General features: G+C 62.0%; 19 protein-coding genes. 10 read left to right on the forward strand and 9 right to left on the reverse strand.

The window, feature by feature from the left end; genetic code table 11:
- Positions 1–264: 264 nt before the first annotated feature.
- From D7S89_RS13755 to D7S89_RS13780, 6 genes are all read right to left on the reverse strand, one after another.
- On the reverse strand, positions 265–951 hold the full coding sequence (locus D7S89_RS13755; RefSeq protein ID WP_121278222.1) for a phosphorylase: 687 nt from the start codon (positions 949–951) through the stop codon (positions 265–267).
- A gap of 2 nt (positions 952–953) precedes the next feature.
- Complete coding sequence (shc, locus tag D7S89_RS13760; RefSeq protein ID WP_121278223.1) at positions 954–2,948, reverse strand: squalene--hopene cyclase; 1,995 nt, start codon at positions 2,946–2,948, stop codon at positions 954–956.
- A 34-nt stretch (positions 2,949–2,982) separates the two neighbouring features.
- Entirely contained in the window at positions 2,983–3,831 is an 849-nt protein-coding gene (hpnD, locus tag D7S89_RS13765) for a presqualene diphosphate synthase HpnD (protein ID WP_121278224.1), read from the reverse strand.
- A gap of 247 nt (positions 3,832–4,078) precedes the next feature.
- The gene (locus tag D7S89_RS13770; RefSeq protein ID WP_121278225.1) at positions 4,079–5,020 is read right to left on the reverse strand and encodes a sensor domain-containing diguanylate cyclase; all 942 of its coding nucleotides are present in this window, start codon (positions 5,018–5,020) and stop codon (positions 4,079–4,081) included.
- A complete protein-coding gene (locus D7S89_RS13775; protein WP_121278226.1) occupies positions 5,017–5,640 on the reverse strand; it encodes a chemotaxis protein CheC in 624 nt (207 codons plus the stop codon). The genes D7S89_RS13770 and D7S89_RS13775 overlap by 4 nt, the downstream gene beginning before the upstream one ends.
- On the reverse strand, positions 5,633–6,001 hold the full coding sequence (locus tag D7S89_RS13780) for a response regulator (protein ID WP_121278227.1): 369 nt from the start codon (positions 5,999–6,001) through the stop codon (positions 5,633–5,635). Before D7S89_RS13780 ends, D7S89_RS13775 begins: the two co-directional genes overlap by 8 nt.
- A 510-nt stretch (positions 6,002–6,511) precedes the next feature.
- On the opposite strand from D7S89_RS13780, the gene D7S89_RS13785 reads away from it, so the two are divergent.
- On the forward strand, positions 6,512–8,770 hold the full coding sequence (locus D7S89_RS13785) for a hybrid sensor histidine kinase/response regulator (protein WP_121278228.1): 2,259 nt from the start codon (positions 6,512–6,514) through the stop codon (positions 8,768–8,770).
- Positions 8,771–8,827: 57 nt separating this feature from the next.
- Positions 8,828–9,607 (forward strand): hypothetical protein, encoded by a 780-nt coding sequence (locus D7S89_RS13790; protein WP_121278229.1) that lies wholly within the window; start codon positions 8,828–8,830, stop codon positions 9,605–9,607.
- 80 nt (positions 9,608–9,687) lie between these two features.
- Here the strand turns inward: D7S89_RS13790 and D7S89_RS13795 are convergent, their stop codons facing one another.
- Complete coding sequence (locus D7S89_RS13795) at positions 9,688–10,248, reverse strand: NADPH-dependent FMN reductase (RefSeq protein WP_121278230.1); 561 nt, start codon at positions 10,246–10,248, stop codon at positions 9,688–9,690.
- A 470-nt stretch (positions 10,249–10,718) separates the two neighbouring features.
- Here D7S89_RS13795 and D7S89_RS13800 point away from each other — a divergent pair, with 470 nt between their 5' ends.
- The 6 genes from D7S89_RS13800 (at position 10,719) to D7S89_RS13825 (ending at position 13,943) form a co-directional block, all read left to right on the forward strand.
- Entirely contained in the window at positions 10,719–10,964 is a 246-nt protein-coding gene (locus D7S89_RS13800; RefSeq protein WP_121278231.1) for a BufA1 family periplasmic bufferin-type metallophore, read from the forward strand.
- A gap of 81 nt (positions 10,965–11,045) precedes the next feature.
- On the forward strand, positions 11,046–11,939 hold the full coding sequence (gene bufB, locus D7S89_RS13805) for an MNIO family bufferin maturase (RefSeq protein WP_121278342.1): 894 nt from the start codon (positions 11,046–11,048) through the stop codon (positions 11,937–11,939).
- On the forward strand, positions 11,936–12,685 hold the full coding sequence (locus tag D7S89_RS13810) for an HvfC/BufC N-terminal domain-containing protein (RefSeq protein WP_121278232.1): 750 nt from the start codon (positions 11,936–11,938) through the stop codon (positions 12,683–12,685). The genes bufB and D7S89_RS13810 overlap by 4 nt, the downstream gene beginning before the upstream one ends.
- Positions 12,672–13,133: a DoxX family protein gene (locus tag D7S89_RS13815; protein ID WP_245982890.1), complete on the forward strand. Its 462-nt coding sequence runs from the start codon at positions 12,672–12,674 to the stop codon at positions 13,131–13,133. The genes D7S89_RS13810 and D7S89_RS13815 overlap by 14 nt, the downstream gene beginning before the upstream one ends.
- Entirely contained in the window at positions 13,130–13,735 is a 606-nt protein-coding gene (locus tag D7S89_RS13820) for a sigma-70 family RNA polymerase sigma factor (protein ID WP_425470805.1), read from the forward strand. The genes D7S89_RS13815 and D7S89_RS13820 overlap by 4 nt, the downstream gene beginning before the upstream one ends.
- Positions 13,722–13,943, forward strand: coding sequence for a zf-HC2 domain-containing protein (locus D7S89_RS13825; RefSeq protein ID WP_121278235.1), 222 nt, complete (start codon positions 13,722–13,724; stop codon positions 13,941–13,943). Before D7S89_RS13820 ends, D7S89_RS13825 begins: the two co-directional genes overlap by 14 nt.
- 129 nt (positions 13,944–14,072) lie before the next feature.
- Here D7S89_RS13825 and arsC read toward each other — a convergent pair whose 3' ends face one another.
- Positions 14,073–14,432 (reverse strand): arsenate reductase (glutaredoxin), encoded by a 360-nt coding sequence (gene arsC, locus D7S89_RS13830; RefSeq protein WP_121278236.1) that lies wholly within the window; start codon positions 14,430–14,432, stop codon positions 14,073–14,075.
- A gap of 1,219 nt (positions 14,433–15,651) precedes the next feature.
- Between arsC and parA the strand changes: the two genes are divergently transcribed.
- Positions 15,652–16,314, forward strand: coding sequence for a ParA family partition ATPase (parA, locus tag D7S89_RS13835; RefSeq protein WP_121278237.1), 663 nt, complete (start codon positions 15,652–15,654; stop codon positions 16,312–16,314).
- A 24-nt stretch (positions 16,315–16,338) separates the two neighbouring features.
- The gene (locus D7S89_RS13840; RefSeq protein WP_121278238.1) at positions 16,339–17,391 is read left to right on the forward strand and encodes a ParB/RepB/Spo0J family partition protein; all 1,053 of its coding nucleotides are present in this window, start codon (positions 16,339–16,341) and stop codon (positions 17,389–17,391) included.
- Between the two features lie 97 nt (positions 17,392–17,488).
- Here the strand turns inward: D7S89_RS13840 and D7S89_RS13845 are convergent, their stop codons facing one another.
- The gene (locus D7S89_RS13845) at positions 17,489–18,862 is read right to left on the reverse strand and encodes a replication initiation protein (RefSeq protein ID WP_183085187.1); all 1,374 of its coding nucleotides are present in this window, start codon (positions 18,860–18,862) and stop codon (positions 17,489–17,491) included.
- Positions 18,863–20,040: the final 1,178 nt, after the last annotated feature.

A 20,040-nucleotide genomic window follows, 5' to 3' on the forward strand; every position in this document is an offset into this window, starting at 1 on the left:
TTGACAAGCGCCACTTTCCATTCGGAAATCTACCGCTGCAACGGCGGTCCCAGTTGGTCTTACAAGACAAGAAAATCTGAAGATGAACGCGTACCTTCGCAAATCGACGGGAGCCGATCTGCCCACACTCCATCGGTGGGCCGAGGCGATCAAAGCGAAGAGCTTTATGTCTCGCGTCCTGACGAAAAGGAAGCAAAAGAAGGAGGAGACTGGCGGACTTGCGACGTCTTCCTGAACGAAACGCCGATGCAATTCACGCCGGCATCAGCGCACCAACGGCACCGCATGCCGCGCTTGCATAAGCGCAATGCGTGCCGCACGCGCATCAGCCGCGACGCGCAGCAAAGCACCCAACTGCCGCGGCGCTTTCGCGAGCGATACCAGCACCGGCATCACCGCTGTCGTACCGTCATCGCGCAGGCCTGCCATTGCGGCAGGCGGCAGCGTCCGCCAAGCCGGGTCGACGATGGCTCGACACACGGCAAACGGCAGCCCGCGTTCGGCCGCCATCTTGGCTACGATATGCGACTCCATATCGACGGCCAGCGCGCCGCTTACACGATGCAGCGCCGCCTTATCAGCAACGGTCACGACCGGCGCACCAACCGCAGCCAACGTGCCGCGCCGTAACGCCGAGCGCAGCGGCGTAGCCGCAAGCTCGGCCGCCATACGCTCACTCCATTCGACATCGGTTTGGACACGGCCGAACGGCCCATCGATCGCATCGGCGATGACGACTGTGCCAGGCTCGAGATCAGGGGCAAGCCCCCCCGCTGTACCGAAGCTGACGACACCGGCCGCGCCGCGCGCCAGCGCTTCGTTCAGCGCGCGCTCAAGCAAATCAGCACGCGCCGCATAAACGGCCTGCATACCCGCGCCACGCGCGATACGGGCTTCAAACGCCATACCCGTCACGGCGATGACGGGCAACGCCACTGCGTCGCCGCCCATCGTCACAATCCGACGGCCACGCGCACGCGCTTGGCGCGCGTCATGTTGCGGTAGCGTGCAAGCGCCCACAGCGGGAAGAACTTGCGATAGCCGTGATAGCGGAGATAGAACACGCGCGGGAAGCCAGTCGCCGTGAAACGCGTTTCATCCCACAGCCCGTGCTCGCACTGTGTGCGCATCAGGTACTCGACACCGCGTGCCACGGCCGGATGATTGACTTCGCCCACGGCCATGAGACCGAGCAGTGCCCACGCCGTCTGCGACGCAGTACTCGTAGCACGCTCGTAACCGCGGTATTCGAGCTTGTAGCTCGTGCCGTCTTCGCCCCAGCCACCGTCCTCGTTCTGGATCGAGATCAGCCATTGCGCAGCACGCTTGACGCGCGCATCGTCGTGCGCGATGCCGGCCGCATTGAGCGCGCACAGCGCCGTCCAGGTCCCGTAGACGTAGTTCATCCCCCAACGGCCATACCAGCTGCCGTCGTCTTCCTGCTCGTCGAGCAGATACTCGTACGCGCGACGTGCCGGCTCGCTATTGCCAGGCAGCTCGCCGAGCTGCGCCAGCATCGACAAGCAGCGGCCCGACACGTCGGCCGTCGGCGGATCGAGCAGCGCGCCGTGATCGGAAAACGGAATGTTGTTGAGGTAGTACTGCGTGTTCTCAGGTTCGAATGCGCCCCAGCCGCCGTCGCTGCTTTGCATGCCGACGACCCATTCGCGCGCACGCGCGATCGCTTCGCGGTCGACGTTCGAACGCGTCAGCGTGGCTGCACGGTCCATCGCCAACGCCACCACCGCCGTATCGTCCACGTCGGGGTAATGCGGATTCGCGTACTGGAATGCCCAGCCGCCAGGCCGCACGTCCCCCCGGCGCGAGATCCAATCGCCGCGCACGTCGAGAATCTGCAGCGGCCGCAACCATTGCAGGCCACGCAGCGCCGCTTGCTCGGCACGCGGCAACTCGGTTTCGAGCAGCGCGTGCGCGGCCAGCGACGTATCCCACACCGGCGACAGACACGGCTGGCAGTAGGCTTCATCCTCGCCGATCACGAGCAGCTTCTCGATGGAGCGGCGCGCGATCGCACGATTGGGATGATCGGGCGCATAGCCGAGCGTGTCGTACATCATCACGGAGTTGGCCATCGCCGGGAAAATCGCGCCAAGGCCATCCTCGCCATTCAGACGCTCGTCGACGAACGCAACGGCAGCGTCGATCGCACGCTGACGCGAGCCCTTCGGGAAGAGGCCGTCAGTGGCGCGCAGCACCTTGTCGACCACGCGGAAGAACGCGAACCAGCCGCGGCTCTGGTGCGGCGCGCGCGGCAGCATCCCAGCCTCCGACGGCTTGCCATGAAACAGCTCGTCGATGTGCACGCCAAGCGGGTTCCTGGCGACGGGCCGACGTGCATTGAGCACCAGCAACGGCACGATCACCGTACGCGCCCAGTACGACACCTTCGACAAGTGGAACGGAAACCACTTCGGCAGCAGCGTGATTTCGACGGGCATCATCGGCACCGCACGCCAAGACATCACGCCGAACAACGCCAGCAAAATACGCGTGAAGACGTTGACGGCCTCGGCACCGCCGGCCCCGAGGATCGCGCGGCGCGCGCGCTGCATGTGCTCCGCGCTTTCGGGCTCGCCGGCCATCTTCAGCGCGAAATAAGCCTTCACGCTCGCGCTGACGTCGAGCGCGCCGTCCGTGAAGAGCGGCCAGCCACCATCCTCGAGCTGAATGCGGCGCAAGTAGCGCACGATCTTGCGTTCGAGTTCGACATTCGGCGTCTCGCCGAGGTAATGCACGAGCAGAATGTATTCGGCCGGAATCGTTGCGTCGGCTTCGAGCTCGTACACCCAGTGGCCATCGGCCTGCTGCGCGGCAAGCAGAGCGTCGGTGGCCTGCTCGATCGCGCCATCGAGCCCTGCGCGCTGCGACGCGTCGTGCGATGCGCTCGCGGCCGCGACGGCGGCGGATGCTGCGGAAAAATCGTTCATCGGTCTGTCTTGGATGGAATGGTGGAGCGCGGCATCAGAACAGCGCGTAACGCGCCACGATCCACAGCAGCCGTGCTTTCGGCTTCGCTACCGGCGTGCGCGGCGCGTCGAACCCGCGCTCGAGCGTGCGCTCGAGCAAGCATCGGTAAACGCCCGACATGATGCGCGGCGCACGCACGGCCTTGCGCGGCGATGCGTCCATCACGGCGTCCGCCTTCGCGAAGTGTTCGAGCGCGCGCTCGGCCAGCGTCGCGCATACGCGCGGCAACGACGGATCGTCGGCGATCTCGGCTGGACTCGTCGTCGCGATGCCTTCGCGCGCCAGCAGTTCGTACGGCAGATAGCAGCGGTCGATCGCCGCATCTTCGTCGATATCGCGCAGGATGTTCGTCAGCTGGAGCGCACGGCCCAGATGGTGCGACAGCGTGCGGCCAGGCTCCTCGGCCATCCCGAAAACTCTCACCGACAAACGGCCGGCGGCACTGGCGACGCGGTCGCAGTACAGATCGAGCGTCGCTTCGTTGGGTGCGCAGATATTGGCGGCGGCATCCATCGCCATGCCGTCGATCATCGCGTGAAAGTCTTCGCGCTTCAGATCGAAGGTGCGGATATGGCGCGTGAGCGCGACCAGCGACGGACGCGGCGTGCCTGCAAAGCAAGCGTCGATGTCTGCGCGCCAGCGCTCGAGCCCGGCGCTGCGTTCTTCGCGCGGCGCGTCGCTATCGGCGATGTCGTCGACGGCACGGCAAAACGCATAGATTTGGTACATCGCGTCACGTTGCGCAGCCGGCAGGATGCGCATCGCGAGATAGAACGAACTGCTCGACGTGACGGCTGCCGCGTCGACTTCAGGTTCGTCCGCGACAGGATTGGAAACGGCCAAGGCGAACTCCGCTGTGGCACCCTTGCGGGCGATTGAGAATCGATGCTATCCAGGCGGTGTGCCGCTCGGGCACTGCATTGACGCATCGCGCCCGGATCGACGAGTGCGACACGCCGGCAGAGATGCCGGAAACGGGCAAAAGTATAGCAACGTTTTATTGAGTGCCACAGCGCGCCACGTTGGCGATCGGTCCCTTGTATCGCACTTGCACGCGGAAAAAACGTTCTGCAGACCGAACGAATGTGCGCTAGCCGAGCGCGACGGAGCGGTTTCGCCCTTGCCGCTTGGCACTGTAGAGCGCGGCGTCGGCTTCGTTGATGAGCACTTCGTAAGTTGGCAGACCGGCCCGCGCCGCAGCACCACCCACGCTGGCCGTGACCGGCACGCGAACGCCCTCGGCCTCGACGGGCGTATCGCCGATCGTCGTGCGAATCTTTTCGGCGACGACCATCGCCTCGGCCAATGGCGTGCACGGCAGCAACAGCGCGAATTCCTCACCGCCGAATCGGCCGAACGTATCCTGTGCGCGCACCGCCTCGCCCACGCGCTGCGCCATCACGCGCAGCACCGCATCGCCGACCGCATGACCGTAGCGATCGTTGATGTCCTTGAAGTGATCGAGGTCGAACAGCAGCACCGACAGATCGCCGCCATAGCGTTGCCAGCGCGAGAACTCATCGCTCAGACGCCCCTCGAAAAAGCGCCGGTTCGCAATGCCCGTGAGGCCATCGCGGTGCGCATATTCCTCGAGCTTGATGACGGCTTCCTCACGCTCGCGTTGCATCACGCTGACATTCGTCACGTCGGAGATCGTCACGCACACGGCGATCACGTCGCGCCCGCGCGTGAGCGGCATGAACGTGCAGTCCTGCTGCATGAAGTCGACGCCGCCCGTGATGGGCCTGTCGTGCTCGAACTTGAACAGATAGGGACGCTGCTCCCACGAGCTGAACGCGAAGCTGCCGAGCTGAAAGACGCTCTCGACCTTGCGTGCGAGCCAGACGCGCGGCAATTCGGGGAAGCTGTCGAAAATCGATTTGCCGACGACCTGCTCGGCCGGCAGCCCGCTGTGGTCCTGCATGAAGCGGTTCCACATCAGCACGTTCATCGACCGGTCGAGCACGAAAATGCCGAAGCCGACGCGCTCGAGCACGAGATCGCTCAGAGATTGCTCCATCGACTCGCTCATAGGCTCGACAGCAACGCATTGAGCGCATCGTGCATACGACGAATCGAATCCTCGGCCATCAGCATGACCAGGTGGACACGGAAGCTTTGATCCTCGAGCGCGAAATTCACTTCCAGCAGCAGCGCCACGCGCCAGGCGAGGACATCGGCCTGGAATACCTCATCGAGCGCGATCTTCTCGCCGAGCAGTCCCGGCGGGGAAAAAATCGGCATGCGATCGAACTGGTTCAGGATGCACGACACGCAGGCACCCGTGAGCACATTGGCGACGTCGAACATGAGCTCGGTCTGACTGACCGATTCGTACGCCGAATGAATGTAGGGATCGTTGACGAGCTCGCACAGGTGGCCCACGCCGCTGCTGCGGCAGATCACGATCGCTTCGCCCTTGATGTCCGAACGAAAACCCTGGCGCACCGCTGTCACGCTTTCGTCGATGCCCGTCATTTCGCGCAAGGTCTGCGCGGCTTCCTGCACGGCCACCACGCGCACACGCGGCACGGACAGCTCGATGAACGTATCGAGCAGACGAGCGAGACGCGTCGCCGCCTGACCCATCGCCAGGTTGGCGACCTCCTGTAACGCGTCGCGTTGCTCTTCGTTGAACACGTTCTCAGGCATATAACCCGTACTCCTTGAGGATGGGCAACAACGCCTCGGGGGTCACGGGCTTGGCGACGAATGCAGCGGCGCCGAGCGAGCGCACGCGCTCCTGGGCAAGCGGCTGAACGTCGGCCGATACGACGATCACGAACGTATTGAGGTCTTCATGCTGAAGCGCCTCGAGCACCTGGTAGCCCGTCATGTCGGGCATGGTCAGGTCGAGAAACATTACCGAAGCTTTGCCGGCGCGATAGAGCGCGAGCGCCTCGCGCCCGTTCGACGCGTATGCGATGTCGACATTCCAATCGGCCGGCAAGGCTTTCGTCAGAACCTTCCGGGCAAGCAGGGAATCATCGGCGATCACAATCGGCAAAGGCATGGCAAGCGTGACGGAAAATCGGAATGGTCCAGATCGAGTTAACGGCAGCTCGGAATCCTTCTTTAGCGAGAAGCGAGCGTGTCAACAGGCTGCGGCGCGTTAGGCGGCACCGCGTTCCGGGTGCGCCGGGCAGGCGCAAGAAGCGCGGCTCGCGCGCAATGACGTAACGCTTTCGATGCCTCACGATGCGCCTTTTTTCGCCAGCGCATCTTGTCTCGTAAAAGTGAAGCGAAATTCTCTGATCAATCAGGCGGAAAATCAACTCTCCATTTTTCGATCACTCATCGAAACTTCGCCGCACCATAGGATAAGAAGAAAGAAGACACACATTTTTTGATATGCGAGAGTGAATTTTACTTTTGTGTACGTTTGCGCTTCCGAATTCGTCGCTGTTTTGAATACCGGCTCCAGAAGGGGCCCGTGGTTCCGTGGCAGTCGACGCCAATCTCGCGATCAACTCGCTTATGATTGCTGCACGGCAATAGCCCTTCGATCGGAACGCCCCCCACCATGAAGCGTCACCGTCTCGACGAAGCAGAAGCGAATCGCGGAACCGCCGCGTGGCAAGACGACGCGGCGCTCCCCGCCGGTCCCGAACCTGATTTCGCCGTTCGCCGCGTCACGCTGATCGCGCTGCTCGCCGCCGCCATCGTGCTGCCGTGCGTCTATGCAGCCACGATGGCCTATTCGGACTTTCGCGCGCGCGTGGCGTCGGCCACCGATGCCACCGTCCGCACGGTGCGCATCGCCGAAGAACACGCATTGAAGGTCTTCGATCTCAACGAGACGCTCGATGCGCGTGTGAGCGACCTCGTGCGCGGACTCGACAACGAGCGCATCCGCGCGGGCGAAGCCGACATTCACGACAAGCTCGTGCAAATCGGCGGCGGCTATCCGCAGGTCGCCTCGGTCTCCATCTTCGGACCCGAAGGCACGCTGCTCGCCAACAGCCGCTACTATCCGGCCCCGCATGCATCGATCGCCGGTCGCGACGATTTCGTCGGCATCCGCGGCGGCCGCATTCTCGAACACGTGTCCAAAGTGATGATCTGGCATGCGGGCAGCGGCGAAGCCGTGTTCAACACCGGCATGGCGCGCCGCAAAGCCGACGCCTCGTTCGCCGGGCTCGTATCGGTCGCGCTAAAACGTTCGTACTTCGAATCGTTCTATCGCGAAGTGCTGGGCTCCGGCCGCGGCGCAATGACGATCGCGTTGCTGCGCGCCGACGGCGCCGTGCTCGCGTCGTATCCGCCGCAGCCCGATCAGCCCGAGCTGCCGCACGCGTTGGCATCGGCCCTCGATACCGGCAGCCGATTTGGCGTGCTTACGACGCATCCATCACACGAAGAGGGCAACGGCGAGATCGTCGCTTACCGGCGCGTCGGCTCGTATCCCGTCTACGTTTCGTGCGCGTATAGCGAAGCGGCGATCTGGGCCGACTGGTACAAGCGCGCCGCGATCTTCGCGGCCTCGATCTTTACGCCGTCGATCGTCCTATGGCTCGTACTCGCGCTGTCGTTGCGGCGCCTTTCCGCCGAAGAGCAGGCGTGGACCCGCTGGCAAGCCGAGGCGTCGATGCGACGCTCGATCGAATCGGCCTACCGGCAGGCGCGCAAGATGGAAGCGCTCGGCAATCTCGTCGGCAGCGTCGCGCACGACTTCAACAATCTTCTGACCATCGTGGCGACGAACGCGCAGATCGTGCGCTTGCGCGGCGCGGCCAATCTGGATCGCGAGATCAATGCGATCGAGCGCGCGCTCAAGAGCGGGCAGTCGCTCACGCGGCAGTTGCTCGGCGTCGCGCGCAAACAGCCGTTGCGTAGCGAGACGATCGACCTCGCGCGCTGGCTGTCGGCCAGCCGCGAGTTGCTCAAGGCCTCGCTCGGCGCGAAAGTGAGCCTGGTCGTCGACATCGGACACGACATCTGGCCCATCGAAGTCGACGGTGCCGAACTCGAACTCGCGCTGATCAACGTCGCCGTCAATGCACGCGACGCCATGCCGAACGGCGGACATTTCACGGTCCGCTCGAGCAACATGAAGCTCGAGCGCGAAAGCGGCTTCGCATTGACCGGCGAATTCGTACAGATCTCGCTCGAAGACACGGGTTCGGGCATGCCGCATGACGTGCTCGCTCACGCATTCGAACCGCTGTTCACGACCAAGCCGAAGGGGATGGGCACGGGGCTCGGGTTGCCGCAGGTATTCGCATTCTGCGAGCGTTCAGGGGGGCTGGCGACGATCGACAGCCTGCTCGGCGCGGGCACATCGGTGCGCCTCTACCTGCCACGCTCGCATGGGACGCCTGCGGCGGCCCCAGCCGCCAAGCCGCAGGATGCCTACCCGAGCGCCGTCACCGGCGGCCTGCGCGTCCTGCTCGTCGAGGACAACGACGAAGTCGCCGCTGGTACCGAGGCGCTGTTGCGCATGATGGGCCATGACGTGACATGCTCGTTCAACGCCGATGCCGCCGTGCACATGATCGGCGGCGCCCAGAGCTTGTCGGAGGCGCCGTTCGACGTCGTTATTTCCGACATTCACATGCCTGGCGCCATGAACGGCATCGATCTTGCTGAAGCTGCTCAGGCGCTCGCGGTGCCGCTGCCCGTCATTCTCATCACCGGCTATGCGCAGGAGCTCGATCGGGCGCGGAATGCCAATGTCCGCGTGCTGTCAAAACCTTTCGATATCGCCCTGCTCGAGTCGATGCTGCAAACGATTCGACGCGAACGCGAACAGCGCACGCCAACGGCCGGCAAGGCGACGTGAACCGCCTGCGGTCCGTTTTTTGCCGCGCGTCACAGTAACGGAATCGAGGAGAAAGCCATGCAACACACTGTCATCGCATTCTTCGACACTTACGCCCTGGCCGAAGCAGCCCGCGACGCGCTGCTCGACGCAGGCCTCGCGCGTGAAGACATCACGTTGCAAATGCGCTGCGAGCCCACCTTTGCCAGCGATGCGACAGCGGCTGAGGATACGGGTCCGCGTCGCGAAGAAGGGCTCATCGCGAGCATCGAGCGCTTTTTCGAATCGCTGTTCGCCAACGCGCCCCCGCAACACGAAACCGCTCAATACGCGGAGGCCGTGCGGCGTGGCGCAGTGATGTTGAGCGTCGAGGCGGCAACCGACGCGCAGTGCGAACTCGCACGCGCCACGCTCGAGCGGACCGGCCCCATCGACATCGAGGCGCGCGCGGCCACGTGGCATACGCCCAGTGACGACACGATGCGCGAGCACTCGCCACTCGAGGAGCTCGGATTGCGGCGCGGCGCAGCGAAACGCGAATCGGTGCGTTCGGCGGTGCGCACGTACACGCGCATGTCCAACGCGCCGGTTGCCGAACCGAGCGCGGAACACCCGGAAAGCGAGGCGGCCGCCACGGCCGTAGCCGCGGGCTCGGCGCCAGGGATGGGGGCGGTGTTCACGGCGGGTTACGGCGATAGCGAACCCGCGCCTCCTGTGCGTCCCACTGCCGCCGGACAAGCCGATGCGCCCGCCGCCCCACCGTCGAAAGTGCCCGACGAATATCTGCAGGACGAGGAATTTCACGGCAATGGCAACGTCGATGGCGGCAGCGAAGGTGGCAAGACGCACAAACCGTGATCGATGAAGCGTATGGCCGTCCGCCGATGTCGAGAGGTGGCGAGGCATCGACGGACGGCCGTAGCAGGCGCTATGCGCCTCTATGAGCCCTTCTGCACGTGTCGTTTGACCCAGACCTCGAAACGCTCGACAAACGTCTGCAGAAACTTGCGCGTGTCGTCGTTGGCGATGTCGCCGTTCGCATCGAAAAAGCCTTCGGCGTACTTGAGGAAGATCTCGGGCTGGCCGAGCGTCGGCACGTCGAGATAAGCGAGCACATTGCGCAAATGCTGCTGCGCGAGCGCCGTCCCCGTGGCGCCCAGCGAGATGCCGCAGACGGCGGCAGGCTTCTCCCTCCATGAGTTCGTGCCCCACGGACGCGAGCCCCAATCGATCGCATTCTTGAGCACGCCCGGCATCGAGCGGTTGTACTCGGGCGTCACGAACAGCAAGCCGTCGGCGGCTTCGATCTGACGCTTCAGGTTGCGTGCGACGTCGGGAAAATCGCCGTCATAGTCCTGGCTGTATAGCGGCAGCGTGCCGATGTCGAGAAACGAAAACTTGAACTCGGCACTCGCGAGCTTCGTCAGCGCATGCCCGAGGTGCTTGTTGAACGAATCGCGGCGCAGACTGCCCACGACGACTTCGATGTTGTAAGCCATTCCCTTCGCTCCTTTCGTTGTGACGTTGCAAACCACGACGCGGTAACGCATAAGGTTTTGCCGCTTTTCATGATAGGCGGCTCGCTCGCCGGCCGCTGGCCCGTTTTTGGCGAGCGTCCGGCCCGTTTTCCACGCAGCCCAGCTCCATGCAGGTGGGCCGTGGGTTTCGGCACGGCTTTCCACAACTTTTTCCACAGAAACTGTGGATAACTTGCCACTGACGGACTGCTCTTACGAATAGTCACATCCATGACGTTTGTGTGACGGCGACGAACTTCACATCCAATGCATCCACTCACGGTGGCGCCCGCGTATTACAGCGGGCAAGGGTCACGCGTGCGCCGGCATCGGCAGCGCAAGCCGGGCGAAAAAAAATTTCGACCGACCTGTCATATCGGCCAGCGTACGCCGACTCAAGCCTTCGAAGCCCAACCATCGGCTTCTTACTTTCAATCGAACAGGAGAGTCACATGAACAAGCAATGGATCGCCGCCGCAGCCTTCACCGCCGTTCTCGGTGCCACGCTCGCCACGCCCGTGCTCGCGGCCAGTCAGGAGAAGTGCTATGGCGTCGCCAAGGCCGGCCAGAACGACTGCAAGGGCAACAACCACTCATGCGCAGGCCAAGGGACGAAGGACATGGACAAGGGCGAATTCAAGCTCGTGCCCGCCGGCACCTGCACGAAGCTCGGCGGCTCGATGACGGCCGCCATGTAAGTCCGAGCAAGTCGAGCGATGCGGCCGCACCATGCACCGCTACGTGCGGCCGCGCAACGCTTGCACAAAAGGGAGACCGACATGTCGACGGATTCGACGTCACACCTCGCCGCCGGGCTCGGCTTGCGCGGCCCGCACGTGGCTCACGTGCTTGCCGAACGGCCGGCGATCGGCTGGTGGGAAGTGCACAGCGAGAACTACTTCGGCGGCGGCGAGCCTATCGCCGCACTCGAACGCGTGCGCGCGCATTATCCCGTCAGCCTTCATGGCGTCGGCATGGGACTCGGCAACACGGTCGCGCCCGATGCGCGTCATCTGGCGCAGCTCAAGGCACTTGTCGAACGCATCGAGCCCGCGCTCGTGTCCGAGCACTTGTGCTGGAATCGTGGTGCAGGACGGTATTTCAACGATCTATTGCCGGTGCCGCGCATCGACGGCGCGATCGCACGCATGGCCGAGCACATCGATCTCGTGCAAAACGCCCTCGGCAGACGGATCCTCATCGAAAACGTCTCGGCCTATGTGGCGTTCGAAAGGGAGTGCTTCAGCGAGGCGCACATGCTTGCCGAGCTGGTCGCTCGCACGGGTTGCGGCATCTTGCTCGACGTGAACAATCTGCATGTGAACGCGCTGAACCTGGGCGTCGATCCTTGTCAGGAACTCGAACGGCTTGCGCCGGGCAGCGTCGGCGAAATTCATGTTGCAGGCTTCGAATGGCTCGACGACGTGGCCATCGATACCCATGGCGCGCCCGTCTGTGATGCCGTGTGGGCCCTGCTCGATGCGGCACTGTCGCGTTTCGGGCCGACTGCCGTGCTGCTCGAACGCGATACGAATCTGCCTGCGCTCGATGTGCTCGTCGGCGAGTACGAGCAACTGCGGCAACGCATGGCAACTACCTTGTCCCATGCGCGAGCAGATGCGGATGCGGACGCCGGCTCGGCGACGGCGGCGAACGAGGAGATGCCAGCATGACGCTCTACGATCGCACGCTGGACGCGTTCGCCTCGGCGCTACTCGACGACGCCATTGAACCCGAAGGCGTCACAGCTGCCACGCGCGCACAGCTCGATGTCTATCGCAACAATGTGCGGCTCAACCGCGTGGCCGCACTCGCCGATGCGTTTCCGAACGTCGTTGCGCTCGTCGGCATCGACTACTTTCGGGCGCTTGCGCAGGCTTATGTCATGGCGACGCCAGCAACGTCGGCCAATCTGCATGAGGACGGCGCCACGCTCGCCGACTTCATTCGCGGCTTCGGGCCAGCTGCCGATCTGCCGTATCTGGCCGACGTGGCCATCGTCGATTGGCGCATGCACTGCGCGTACTACGCGGACGACACCCAACCACTCGACCCGTCGTCTGTCGTCGCGCTCGGGCCCGAGCGACTGGCCGCTGCATCGCTTCGTTTGATGCCGTCTGTCGGGCTCGTCCGTTCGCAAGCCTGGCCCATTGCCGACATCGTCGCGATGCATGAGGGCGGCCCTGTCGCGCAGCTCGATACGGGCGGTCAATCCGTCCTCGTGTGGCGTGAAGGGTTCGAGGTGCGCTGGCAAGCACTCGCGGATTCCGACGCCCGCGCATTCGATGCGTTATGCGCCGGCAGCTCGATTGAGACCGCATTCGCGTCGGCCGATGCGGATCCCAACTCGTTGCTCACACAACTATTTCGACACCGTCTCATCCGAGCTATTGAGGAGAATTGTCTTGAAAACGCTTAGCAAGCTGCTGGGCCATCTGGATACGGTGGCATTCGCTGTGCAACCGCTGTTTGCGCTCGGTGTACGGCTATATCTGTTTCGCGTGTTTTTTCTGTCCGGGCTGACGAAGCTGAGGAGCTGGGACGCGACGCTTTATCTTTTTTCGAACGAATACCACGTCCCGGTGCTGCCGCCGGCTGTCGCGGCCGTCATGGGCGCGGGCGGCGAGTTGCTGTTTCCGATCCTGCTCGTACTGGGCTGGCAAGGGCGCTTCGCCGCAGCCGGATTATTCGTCGTGAATCTCGTCGCGGTGATGTCCTATCCGGGACTCGAGCCCGTGATGATCAAGGACCATGTCTTGTGGGCCGCGCTGATCGCGTACCTCTTCGTGCACGGCGTAGGACGATGGTCGCTCGATGCCTGGAGAGCGCATGTAACAGCAGCAGGAATGCAGGGGAAACGCGCTTGACGTCTGGTCACACGATGTACGGCGATACCGCCTATCTTGCCGGGCTGCGACGCGATCTATTGCGATTCGCGCGCTTGCAGTTACGTGACTTGGCCGCAGCCGAGGACGCCGTGCAGGAAGCGCTCGCCGCGGCATGGTCCGGTGCGAACGCGTTCGAGGGACAATCCCAGCATCGCACATGGGTGTTCGGCATCTTGCGACACAAGTTGATCGACGTGCTTCGTGGTCGCAAGCGCTCGATCAACGTATCGGCCCTCGAGACGGAATTGAGCGAAGCGGAGCTGCTCGACCAAATACTGTTTGCCGAGAACGGTCACTGGGCCTCACATGCGAAACCCAGTGCGTGGGTCACGCCGGAGACGGACTTGCAGCGGCGTCAGTTCTGGCGCCTCTTCGAAGCGTGTATGGAGCGACTGCCGGAGCAGATCGGACGCGTGTTCATGATGCGCGAATTTCTGGATTTCGACGTTGCGGAAATTTGCGAAGAACTCGAACTGACCGCCAACCACTGCAGTGTGCTCATCTATCGCGCTCGTATGAAGTTGCGCACGTGTCTCTCGGAACAAGGCATGGGCCACGAGGAGGCGTATGCACACGTGTAAGGTGATTACACACTTGTTGTCGGATGCGTTGGACAGGCCGCTTTCGATGCGAGAACAGCTCGCCGTGTTTGGCCATTTGCCGATGTGCAGTGGGTGCCGTCGGTATCGCGAGCAAATCACGCTCATCCGAGAGGTGGCGCACGATTGGGCACAGGGCGTGATTGAGGACCCTGCGGGTCCGGACGACGAAGCGGGCACGGCTAGCTAAGTCTGCTTGCCGGCCGCGTCGTTGAAATGCGAACGGTTGGCTTCTCGGCCTCGGGGCCTCTCGCTCTCGATTAGAGGGATGGCAAGCGAGCGGGGCGGGGTGCTCGCTCGTCGGTGTTCGTCGTCCTCGTCATTCGAACAAGGTGTTCACAGCTTCGGTCGGGCGACCGATCACTGCCCTGCCATCACGGACCACGATGGGACGCTGCAGCAGAATAGGATGTGCGGCAATGGCTTCGAACAACTGTGTATCGGTCAGGTTCGGATCGGCCAAACCGAGGTCGCGATACTCGGCCTCGTTGTCGCGCATCATGTCACGTACCGATCCCCCCAGCATGCGATGCAACGCTCGAAGCTGCTCGACCGTTGGCGGGTTCTTCAGATATTCGACGACCGTTACCGGCTCCCCCAACGGGTTCAACGTATTGCCAACGAGGTCGCATGCCGCCCGGGATTTCGAACAGCGAGCGTTGTGATAGATCGTGATCATGGCATTTGCCTCGAGTGGTTCTTGAAGAACGCTATTTTACCGGGGCGCGCGTGAGGGCGATTGCGGTGCTCGGGACCCGTCGTATGGGGGAGCAAGTTGCTTATGGACTGATGCTGTTGATTGCTCCATTCGTCGTCGGTCGCGTCTGCCCAGGTTGGGCCTATATGCGATGGATGACGAATAAATTTTTTATCTCTTGTTCAAACGTGATTCGTGCATGTGATGGGGGAGTGCAGTTATCGACTCGTCTCGCTGGTGTTGTGGACTGAAGGCTAGCGCGTGCGTGTAGCAGCGCTCTACTGCCTGTGAGTAGGTAGCCTTTCGAGCACATGCGGAGCGCGCCCTTCGTGTGAAGCGTGTCCGTTGTTCGATCTCCTGATGCAAGGGATCAACGCGTTGCTGCGCTCGGTAATGAAAGGAGCTGTTGGTTTGCGTAGGGGACCCTGGCAATCAGGCTCCATCAACGTAGCCGATAGCTTATGGTCCGAGTTGCTGGGAGTTCACAGATCAGCACGCGCAGCACCGCGTTTTCCGGAGAGGGCCAGCTTTATGCGCATAAACCGTGGCCCAAAGTCGTTCGGCCTCACGTGGACCGCGAGGCACGCGATCGCTTCGCGCACAAGCCGGCTACGCATGAGCCATGCGCGCGGAAGGCGTCCGTAGCGCATCGAGAAACGCGCTGCTTTGACGGGGTTTTCAGCGACACACGCACTGGCCAATACGGCGAGGCATCTCTCTGCAGGAAGAACGCCGCCCTAGCTACCATCTCAGCCCCATCGCATCTCCGACGCGAATCAATAACGCATGTCTCCACGCTGGCGACGACCGCGACGTCGATGAGGCATCGGCTGCTGGCTAGACCACGACGACCTGGCAGGCCACCCCACGCGGAAAGATCAAAAGCCGTCCCGCGTCCCCTCCCGGAGAGATGATCACAAGCCACCACGCCACGCGCCCTAAGATCACGCTCCCCTAGCGATTACCCCGTCAATTCGCAGCCCATCTGCTCGCGGGACGCTTGCACCCACACTCACCGCGGGGACTTCGATTCACTTCCACATCGACATTCGCAGCCGCGCGACGTGGTTCACTCGCGTCACAGCCTTTATGCGCATAAACCGCTTGGCCGAATGGCCAATTTTGTCGTTCGATTGCGACGAACTTATTGAAATATAAAACTTTCACGGTAAAATTCGTCGACCTCTTAAGGAGTGAAAAATTGGCAGCGGAAATCGTCGCGGTAACACAACAAAAAGGCGGAGTCGGCAAAAGCACTATCGCTATGCATCTGGGCGCCGCCTTCCATGAAAAAGGCAAACGGGTGCTCGTTGTCGACGCGGACGGTCAGAACACGCTGATCCACTGGGCCAGCGCCGCCACGGACGAGGACACGGGCATCCCATTCCCGGTCGTCAACCTCTCTGAAGCCGGGGCGCAGATCCACCGCGAGATCAAGAAGTTCATCGCCGACTACGATGTCATCGTCGTCGACTGCCCGCCCTCGATCACCGAAAAGGTATCCGGCGTCGTCTTGCTGGCCGCGTCGGTTGCAGTCATCCCCACCTCCTCGTCGCCGGCCGATTACTGGTCGAGCATCGGATTGGTGAAGCTCGTCCAGCAAGCACAGGTGATGAACGAAGACCTGCGAGCCGTGTTCCTGCTCAACAAGACCGAAGAGAAACGCATGCTGACGCGAGAGCTGAAAAGGGCACTCGAGGATCTCGGCTTTCCGCTACTGAAGACACAAATCCCGACGCGGGAGGCGTACAAGCAAGCGATGGCGCTTGGCCAAACGGTATTGCAGATGGGCGACCGTGGCGCAAAGCTGGCCGCCGCAGAAATTCGCGCATGCGCAGACGAAATCGCCGCGCTGCTCCCCTGACTTTATGCGCATAAAGGACCTTGAATGAAACCCTCCCAATTCGCCAAGGGCTTCCAGGCACGCCCTGATACGACGAGCAGCGAAAAGCGGACGGCCCTTGACCGCCTGAACGCGATCGACAACCTCGTCAACAACGACAGCAACGTTCAACCGATTGCCCCCGCGTCTCGCACCGAACAAACGCTTCACGCTGTTTCGGACGACCTGGCCAATCACGAATCGGCTGAATACCGCGCATGGCGCGTCGGGCACGGCTATAACCCGGGACAAGTGATCGAACTCGAGCTGAAGGCAATCAAGCCGAGCCCGTTCAATCCACGACACTTCTACTTGAAAGCGTCGATCGCCGAGTTGGCCGTGAATCTCGCCAAGCAGGGCCAGCAACAAGCGATTCATGTCATCCCCGACTACGCGAGTCCAGGCAGCTACTTCGTCAGCGACGGCGGCCGCCGCGTGCGCGCGCTCAAAGAAGCCAACAAGGAAACGGTCAAAGCTATCGTTATCGATCTGCCGATCGGTATTCAAAGCTACAAGCTCGGCTACGACCTCAACGTTCAACGCGATTCGCAAACAGTGTTCGACAACGCGGTCGTCTGGCGCCGCTTCCTCGACGAAAAGCACTTCCAGAGTCAAAAAGAACTCGCCGAACATCTGGGCCTCGACGAATCCACCGTCGCCGTTGCACTGTCGCTTGCGAAGCTGCCCGAAACGATCATGCAGGAGATGGTCGCAAGACCCGATCGATTCGGCTCGAACATGGCCTATCAAGTCGGTCGATATCACTCCGCGCGCGGTGTCGACGCAACCCTCCGGCTCATCAACAAGATCCTCTCGGATGATCTGAGTACACGTCAGGTCGCCGATATCGTGAAGGGCCGGACAGCCCCGCAAGAAACGCCCAAGCCGGCCGGCCGTCAGCGTTACGCCCAGCGCATGGAGATCAAGCTTGATGGCGTCGCGGTCGGCGATTTGAAGTCGTACGGCGACGACCGCCTCGAACTGCGTCTGCGCGGCCTGGCGAAAGACAAGCGTGACGAGATTCTTCGGCAGATCGAACAGATCCTGAAACCGAACTAAATCCAGCGCCCAAAAGAAAACCGGCAAGTCGTTCGACTTGCCGGTTTCACATTGAATAACAGGATCGGTGCGGATCAGATCACGTCGTCGCGCACCGTCATGCAGCTCGTGACTGGCTGAGCGTAAAGGAGAGCAAATCCCCGTCGGTCGGCTCACCCCACGTCTTGCGGGCCAGCCAATCGAAGAACGCCGTCTCCGCCAGCTTCGAATTCAAGCCACGCCGACGCCAATCGTCTCGCATGTGCGCGCCGAGACCCGGCAGCACGTCTTCCTCGAACGACTGACGAGCGAGCTCCTGTTCCTTCTCACCTTGCTCTTCGTACAGCGAACGCGCTTCCTTGCGGCGGTAGGCCGCGTATTCATCGAGCAAGCGCGCCTTGAGGTCGTCGGCAGGTGCAGCGCCCGCTGCTGCCTTACCCGAACCGCCACCACTGCTGCCGACCGCTGGCAACGCCTCGACGGGCGGCGCGTAACCCTTCTTGAGCGCATCCTTGAACAACGCAGGCGCACTGCGCACAGGCGGCAGCGTAGTGCTGCGCATGCGCTGCTCCGTCATCTGCAGTGCGGCGCGGATGCGGTTTTCCTCGCTGTCGGCGTAGAGCGTCTGCGCTTCCTTCAATGGAATACCGATCTTCACCATGCGATCGACCAGCGTGCTGTCGAACACGTTCGGATGTTCGTCGAGCGCGAGCATCGGCTGCTTGCGTTCGGTCACACGGAACTGAATTTCGGCTACGCGTCGGCCTTCGCGATGCTCGATCAGCTCGACGAAGATGTTCGTGACGGCATTGACTTCGGCGATCGCCGGACGGAGGTAGTCGCGCTTGAAATACTTGTACTCGCGCTTCGCTTCATCGCCGGCCTCGGTATCGGGGGTACCGGACAAGATCGGCCGCCACCAGGCCCACGATTCCCGCATCGTCAGGTGACTGGGGTTCGTCAGGTAGCGCACGCAGATCTCGTACAGCGCGAGGCCTGCGCTACTGCGCAGCTGGCTTTGGAACTGCAAGCTCAGACGCGCGTACTGGACTGGATCCAGCAGCTTCTTCTTGATCTTCGGTGCAAACGAGAATTCCACCCAGACGCGGCGCGTCTGCGGATCCTCGAGAATTTCGGCATCGGCGATCAGCGTCGAGATACCCCATTTGCGGCCCGGCTTCTGGCTCGACGTGCCTTGACTCCATTCGACCTGCACCGACACCATGCGTCGCAGGTGCTCTTTGACGAGCGCGGTGTCGTTGGAATCGAATGCGGAGTTGGCGACGATATCCGACAACAACGCGCGATACGTATCGCCCGATTCGTCGGCCTGTTGCGCCACCGCCAACAGAACATTGAACAGCTTGCGGGTAAGCAACGTGATCTTGCCGCTCTTGGGCTGAATCGCGATCGCCTCAACGGCCTTTCGCAGTTCAGCAGAGCTTGCACTTACCACATCGACATCGGTTTTCTTCGCGCGCTTCGTTGCCATGCGTCGGGTCGGGAAGAGAATTTCCGAGAGGATACAGAGCGCGGTGATGCGCGTCTACAAGCACACTCTCACCGTTTCGGGTGATTTCGGCTTCTTTGGACCGGCTCACCTCGTTGCCATCCCGAAAAGCCTCACCTTATTGTTCCGCATGATTCGTCAGGGCTCATTGCCGGACGCGGGTAAGGGAATAAGTGGCGATTCGACCGCTAAGCGCAGGTGCGTGTTTACGCTCCCGAAAGATCTCACCAATGAGGTTGTCGCAATTTTGCGACGGCCCAATCTGTGGACCCGAAAACGTTAGCGAACGCGCAAACGGCAGCACGAAATCGCCCTCAAAACGCGGTCTGAACGCCCAAACCCCTCGGGGTGATGCACTTTTAGGCAACTCCGACGTGGGTCAACGCGAAATTCGATGCCCAGCGCTACCGTGGCGCCCGTGGTCGACTCGCTGGCAAGGCCGTCGATCGATGTCGTTGGGCCGCTTCGGCGATCCGGTTCGTCTAAGCGTTGCGCCAAGGATCACCTTCCTTCGGAAATCGATCCCGAAAACGCTCACCTTTGATCATCGTGGGAGCGCTTGCAGTCGGGCCTCCCGCCAAAGCAGCGGTATCCAATGTGACAGAACACCTCCCGGAAACGCTCACCTCAGCGTCCTTTCCGCAACGCCGATCCCCTCAAAACCCCGTGATACGACGCTCCCGAAATAGCTCACCTTAAGCATCGCCAGCCAAAAATTCTTAACATCTTCATACACTTACACGCATAACCTCACCCATCACCTCCATCTACCTTGACTCCTGAATTTCCTCACCTTCAGGAGTCGATGCCCAGAAACCTGGGTAACGGAATTGGCCCGAGACGATCCCGGAAAACCTCACCTCATGCGTCGATACCGAAATACCACCGCCAACAAAGCCCCCATTTGGCATCACAAGGCATGAAAGTGATGACTAACTTTCCTCAAATGGCATCGCATACGCATAAATGAAGTCCCGAAAATGCTCACCAATGGGGCCATCAAGGCCCTCAGGCGAGGGTTCAAATCATCCCCAAACAACCGTCCCGAATCCCCTCACCTTTGCCCCCTGGACGCCCCAAACAGCCACCTTTTGAGCGGCAAGTACGCTTGGCGACCATCCGACAGCCCCGAAAAAGCTCACCTTTCACAAAAAGGGCCC

It is taken from the genome of Trinickia fusca (assembly GCF_003628145.1).
In the GTDB taxonomy this organism is placed as follows: domain Bacteria; phylum Pseudomonadota; class Gammaproteobacteria; order Burkholderiales; family Burkholderiaceae; genus Trinickia; species Trinickia fusca.

What these genes read in the sequence shown, in the direction of transcription:
- D7S89_RS13755 (WP_121278222.1), bottom strand. Translation starts at nt 951, where the DNA reads ATGGGCGGCGACGCAGTGGCGTTGCCCGTCATCGCCGTGACGGGTATG.
- shc (WP_121278223.1), bottom strand. Translation starts at nt 2,948, where the DNA reads ATGAACGATTTTTCCGCAGCATCCGCCGCCGTCGCGGCCGCGAGCGCA.
- D7S89_RS13770 (WP_121278225.1), bottom strand. Translation starts at nt 5,020, where the DNA reads ATGAGCGAGTCGATGGAGCAATCTCTGAGCGATCTCGTGCTCGAGCGC.
- D7S89_RS13775 (WP_121278226.1), bottom strand. Translation starts at nt 5,640, where the DNA reads ATGCCTGAGAACGTGTTCAACGAAGAGCAACGCGACGCGTTACAGGAG.
- D7S89_RS13780 (WP_121278227.1), bottom strand. Translation starts at nt 6,001, where the DNA reads ATGCCTTTGCCGATTGTGATCGCCGATGATTCCCTGCTTGCCCGGAAG.
- D7S89_RS13785 (WP_121278228.1), top strand. Translation starts at nt 6,512, where the DNA reads ATGAAGCGTCACCGTCTCGACGAAGCAGAAGCGAATCGCGGAACCGCC.
- D7S89_RS13790 (WP_121278229.1), top strand. Translation starts at nt 8,828, where the DNA reads ATGCAACACACTGTCATCGCATTCTTCGACACTTACGCCCTGGCCGAA.
- D7S89_RS13795 (WP_121278230.1), bottom strand. Translation starts at nt 10,248, where the DNA reads ATGGCTTACAACATCGAAGTCGTCGTGGGCAGTCTGCGCCGCGATTCG.
- D7S89_RS13800 (WP_121278231.1), top strand. Translation starts at nt 10,719, where the DNA reads ATGAACAAGCAATGGATCGCCGCCGCAGCCTTCACCGCCGTTCTCGGT.
- bufB (WP_121278342.1), top strand. Translation starts at nt 11,046, where the DNA reads ATGTCGACGGATTCGACGTCACACCTCGCCGCCGGGCTCGGCTTGCGC.
- D7S89_RS13810 (WP_121278232.1), top strand. Translation starts at nt 11,936, where the DNA reads ATGACGCTCTACGATCGCACGCTGGACGCGTTCGCCTCGGCGCTACTC.
- D7S89_RS13825 (WP_121278235.1), top strand. Translation starts at nt 13,722, where the DNA reads ATGCACACGTGTAAGGTGATTACACACTTGTTGTCGGATGCGTTGGAC.
- arsC (WP_121278236.1), bottom strand. Translation starts at nt 14,432, where the DNA reads ATGATCACGATCTATCACAACGCTCGCTGTTCGAAATCCCGGGCGGCA.
- D7S89_RS13840 (WP_121278238.1), top strand. Translation starts at nt 16,339, where the DNA reads ATGAAACCCTCCCAATTCGCCAAGGGCTTCCAGGCACGCCCTGATACG.
- D7S89_RS13845 (WP_183085187.1), bottom strand. Translation starts at nt 18,862, where the DNA reads ATGGCAACGAAGCGCGCGAAGAAAACCGATGTCGATGTGGTAAGTGCA.